3 protein-coding genes and 2 pseudogenes are annotated in these 5,106 nt (G+C 61.6%); 1 reads left to right on the top strand and 4 read right to left on the bottom strand.

The annotated features are described in order from the left end of the window. The coding region (locus tag H537_RS55045) for a hypothetical protein (protein ID WP_211235034.1) at window positions 1-485 on the top strand (485 nt) is incomplete at its 5' end. Window positions 486-679: 194 nt separating this feature from the next. On the opposite strand, the pseudogene H537_RS44140 reads toward H537_RS55045, so the two are convergent. The 4 genes and pseudogenes from H537_RS44140 to H537_RS0118725 all read right to left on the bottom strand — a co-directional run. Then, window positions 680-1,393 (bottom strand): annotated as a pseudogene (locus H537_RS44140) (Tn3 family transposase); the annotation flags it as partial. Window positions 1,394-1,415: 22 nt separating this feature from the next. After that, a complete protein-coding gene (locus tag H537_RS51345; RefSeq protein ID WP_238446726.1) occupies window positions 1,416-3,494 on the bottom strand; it encodes a tyrosine-type recombinase/integrase in 2,079 nt (692 codons plus the stop codon). A 4-nt stretch (window positions 3,495-3,498) separates the two neighbouring features. Next, window positions 3,499-4,665, bottom strand: coding sequence for a tyrosine-type recombinase/integrase (locus H537_RS44150; protein ID WP_051242969.1), 1,167 nt, complete (start codon window positions 4,663-4,665; stop codon window positions 3,499-3,501). A gap of 227 nt (window positions 4,666-4,892) precedes the next feature. Then, window positions 4,893-5,106: pseudogene (locus H537_RS0118725) on the bottom strand (Tn3 family transposase); the annotation flags it as partial.

The following is a 5,106-nucleotide window of genomic DNA, read 5'->3' on the forward strand; positions in this document are numbered from 1 at the left end:
GACGCCAAGAAGGTCGTGGAGGACATGGTCAAGGCCGTGGAGTGAACGCAGGCGTTTTCAACACCAGCTCCACCACAAATCTTTCAGGAACCCATACGGGTGTAGGTGAGATGTCGCCGCACAAGCAAATACAGTGCATTGATGGGAAAGCTTGGGAAGCAGGCTTCCTTGCCGGTCAGCAGCTTCTTGACCGCTGTCCATATGCTGCCGGCACCCAAGAGGAGTGGGACTGGCATGCTGCTTGGCGCGAGGGCGCGGCAAAGTGCCTCGGCTTGCGCTACAGCAGGACGGCCGCTGAACGAGATGCCCGGCATCCTGAACGATCGCCGGCAATGAAAAGGCATTTGCCCTCGTCTGATCTGCCGCCGGTCTTTTCCTTGGCACCGGGTGCAGGCGAAACGGTTCTGTGCAAGATGGCATTTCAACTTGCCAGTCCAAGAGAATGGTCCACTGAAATCGGTAGCGCATCACCTTCGCTTCAGTAGTCATCTCATCAAGAATGGTGTCTGGCGGCGTGGCAAAGGCGCGTGCGAAAAGCGTTGTGTGGCGTACAGCGACAACCGCTTGGCAGTGCTGCGCACACCCTTGTCCTTTTTGGGGACACCGTGGTGGCGTGGATCCGAAGGTGAACAGGCTTACTGCATGAAGTTGCAAGTGCAGCGGTCGGTCTACCAGCCGCTCAGACTAGCCGTAACTGGCGCGCCGAGCCGGCGTTGTCGTCGATCAGCGATTCGGTGAAGCGCTCAATGCCAAAGCGCATCGTGCCGCGGAAGTTGATGTGGCCGAAGTGGGCAGGACCCATGCGGCGCAGCCAGTCGTCCTCGATGCGCACGCCGCTGCGGCGCAGCCGCTCGACGGTCTCGTGCATCTTGCCCGTATTCCAGGCCAGCACGATATTCGTCAACAGGGCATGTGACCCGGAGATCGTTTGCATCTCGTCTTGGCGCCGGCCGCGCTCGGTTGCCACCTTTCCGCTGTAGACGGCGCGCTGCAACTGGTGGACGGATTCACCACGGTCCAGCAGCGTGTGGATCTCCCGCCGGAAGTCCTCCACAGCCAGGTAGTCGCACAGGTAGATCGAGCGTAGCAACCTCCCCAAGTGGTCGGCCGCACGGTGGACCGGATCACCCCGCGCTGCGGAGCCGAAACGCTGCAGCGCCAGCGCCGCCGACACCCGGCCAGTGCGGATGGACGCGGCCAAGCGCAGGAGTCCATCCCACCCACGGTCGATGGCGCGCAGCGACACCCTTCTGTCTGTCACGCGCTCAAGTTCCTCGGGAATCGAAAACGGCTTGGGAAGAAATAGTTTCCTGAGCGACAGGTCACGCAGGCGCGGGCACAAATCAAACCCCAATAGCTTCGACAAGCTCATTCCGATGGAAGTGATTATGTGGACAAGTCAAGAATTTCATTCTTCATGGCTTGTCAGGTCGGGGCCGGCGGCCGCGCCGGCTTGTTGACCCAGTGTCGAGATCGCACAGAAGTTGCTCAATCCGCGCAGCGACTGCGAGATGTCGACGCTGCTCGTTCGGCCATCCGCGGTCAACAGCGTCCTTGGCCAGCACCTTCTCGAGCTTGAGCCGTTCCTTCAGCCGGGGAACGTAGGCAGGCGTGGTCACGAACTTGGCGCAGGTCAGGTACAGATCACACTCGCATGGACCCTCCTCGGGCAGGCGAAGGCAGTGTCCCAACTCCAGCTCGGTTTTGAAGAAGTTGCACTTGAGCCAATGGACAGCGCTCTTTTGCAGGGCTCCGCTGCGCAGGAGATCAGCGCCGGGTCCAGCAATGACGGCACCTGGAGACAGCACGGACTGGTAGTCCCGAAGTACTTCCTTGTCGCTGATCCGGGCGTAGATCATGGACATCGAGGCGCTGCTATGTCCGAGCACGCTCATGATCGTGTGCAGCTTGGCACCTCTCTCAGCCAGCTGGGTACCTACGGTGTGGCGGAAGCGGTGCGCACTGATCGTGGGACGGCCTTGAGCATCCAGCAGGCCGGCTTCCCGGCATGCGATGGCAAGCGCCACCTGGAACAGGTATGCGCAGGAGAGAAGCCGGCCATGATCCATGAAGACGTACCGCGTGGGCACGCCCGTGAGCTGGTCACGAAGTGGCCGCTCCGCACCCACTTCGCGCCGCGCTATCAGGTCCTTCAGGGCATCGGCGGCTTCATGATGCAAGGGCACAATCCGCTCCTTATAGGTCTTGCCCGGTGGAAGTCGAAGCCGTGGGGTGCCATCTGGGTATTGATCAAGATCGTTGACGGCTAACCGCTGGATTTCGCCCTTGCGAGCGCCTGTCCACCGAGCGATCAGCAACGCGGTGCGCTGGTATGGGCATTGCAGGTGCGCCACCGCAGCCATGAGGCGCGCGAGCTCGTCTGTGGGGATGAAGCGAGGCACGCGCATGGGCATGCGAGGGCAGTCACCAAACCCCAGCAGCGGGAACCCCGGCACGCCTCGCCAACCCCATGCAGCGGTGTTGCTGAAGAACTGCCCCAGTGCCGTGATGTGGGCACGGCGCCCAAGGGCGGCCAGTGGCTGTCCTGTACGGGGAGTGGGCTGGTGCGCCAGCGCCTCGATGTAGGCCAACACGTCGTCGCGCCGTACCTTGGTAAAGGTTTTGATCTGGGGTCGATTGCGTCCCAGCCAGACCATGAACCGGTAGAGCGCCACGTCGAAGTGTTTTGGCCCGTCTGGCCGATCCGTGGTGCGCCTCACTGCCAGCCAACGATCGACGATGGCCTGCATCTTCGGCGGTGTGGGCTCACGGACCTTGATACTGACCATCTTCTTGCGCGGTTCTGCGTCGATCTGTCCCCGGTGGAACAGGAGCAAGCCCAACTGGTTGACACGCATGGGCCATTCCATCTTGAACTTGTCGAACGTCTCCGGCGGACAAGGCACAAGGTCAAGTACGTCAGAGCGGTGCAGGAAGCTCTGCACGGCGATCCTGAACTCCTCGAGCTGGTCGCCCGTGAGGTGCCTGGCGTCCATAACGCCTGTGTGGAGGGCAAGACGCGTCACGGCCCAGCGCACAATCACGTCAACCGATATGCGGCTGAAGCCAAGCCGTACGGCTTCTGCCTTGAGCTGTTCGATTCCCAGGTCGACATCCAGACGCCACGTGAGCTTTGGGAGGAACAACGGTCTGGCAACAAGAAGCCACGGATAGTCGAACTTGGCATAGCCACGAATCCCGAGGTACATCAGGTACCCCAAGGCCTTCTGCGACAGCCGTGCATCTGGGGCTTGCCACACACTGGTCTGTCGCACGGAGGCACGCCTTGCAAGCGGGGCCTTCATCCAGTCCATCAAATCGGGCCACCTCGACACGAAGCGGCGTGCCGCCACCTTTCGCTGGTAGCCATGGTCGGCTAGACCAAACTGTTCGATGAGCGCTTCATACTCTTCTTGCGGGCAATGTTGAGCATGCAAACCTGATGTTTGCTGGAGATTCGCCTCCGTGGTCTTGAGCTTGGCTGTCGCAGCCATAGCGCTACTTCCCATTGGGCAGCGACGCGCCGTGTTCCGCTTTCAGACCCATGGCACGCCGATAGTCATCGACAACGGCGCGGTCCGAGATCCTCGTGTACATCCTCGTTGATTCCGGGCAGGCATGACCGAGGCGGCGCTGCAAGGTCAACTCACGCATGCCGGCATCCCACATCCGTGTCGCATGGGTATGCCGCAAGCTGTGTGGGGTCAGCCAGGCCACGCGGATATGTGCGCGCTCGCAAGCACGAGCAAACAGCTTGGCCAGGGCCTGGTACCCCAGAGGTTCCAGTCGATGTGCACCGTTGCCGCCGACCAGGAACACGAATGGACTCGGACTATCCGAAGGACGCTCCGTCATCACGTAGTCGCTGACTGCCAAGAGCGTTCTTGCTTCCAGAAGGTCAACCATCCGCTCGAACCGTGACTTCGAGCGAGCGCCCTTGGGATGATCATTTCGGGTCCGGATCGCAACCCGGCGTCGTCCGTAGCTCACGTCATCGAGATGCAGACCAAGCGCCTCTCCAGGACGCAAGCCGCCATCAAGCATGAGACCTAGCAGGGCCCGGTCCCTTTTCGACCGTAGTGCGGCAAACAAGGCGTCGACCTGCCCGTCGGTCATCGGGCGCGGCAGACGCTGTATGGTCTTCACTGCGATGCGCCGGTGCACAGGCGGATAGCGACGCGCATCATCGGCGACCATGCGACGGTAGTCAGGAACGCGTTGCGATGCTCGCTCGGACGCCGTCCTGATCGGGTTGTCGCCTTTGTACTCGTCGCTCATGATCGCGAAGTCGTAGAACGACGACACCGCGGCGAAGATGCGATTGATGGTTGACCCGGCAAGGCGCACAGAGGGCCTTCCGTCATCGACCACTACCGATGCTGGGACGAGACGCTGCACGCAGCTGCTTGTGGTTGTCGTGCGCAAATACTCAAGGAACTCGATTGCGTGCTTCGTCTTGAAGCTCTTCCATCCGCAGCGTCTGGCGGCGAAGAAGTGCCACAGATGGTCGAGGTCATGGGCATAGGCGATCTGCGTATTGGGCGAGTAATCGCACGCAGCGAGGTGGCGTAAGAAGGCATCCACCACGGCAACGACATTCCCTTTGGCGTCCAGCAGTTGAGCACATGCGGCGGTGGCACTGCGATCGAGGTGACGAACGCTCATGGTTGCTCTCCTTTGGGCGCAAACCTGCTGACGCCGGGGCGAGGTCCACCGATATCCGAAGTGCGGGCCTGCTCGCTGAGCCAAATTTAGGCGCTGCGGCGTCGCGCACAAATTGCGCGTCGAGCTACCTGAAAAAGGACCAAAACAATGCGGGCCGCGTGGCTGGGCTGCCTGTGAGAAGAACTGGAACGGCCCGGGACACGTGGCAGGGCTGTCTAGATAACCACATAGCCGTGAGTGTCTACCGCCAGCAGCGAGAGCCGGATGCGGTCCTCGGTGCGGTTGTACTGCTCGACGCCCTCGATGGCGACGCCTGCCTGGCGCTCGTTGAGCACGATGGGCTGGTCGTAGACGCTGCCCCAGCGGTCGCGCAAGTGGGTGTAGATGCCGGCGGCGTAGGTGCGCCGGCGCGGATCAACGCGCGCGTTCCACAGCTGCCGG

Source organism: Azohydromonas australica DSM 1124, assembly GCF_000430725.1.
Classification (GTDB): Bacteria; Pseudomonadota; Gammaproteobacteria; order Burkholderiales; family Burkholderiaceae_C; genus Azohydromonas; species Azohydromonas australica.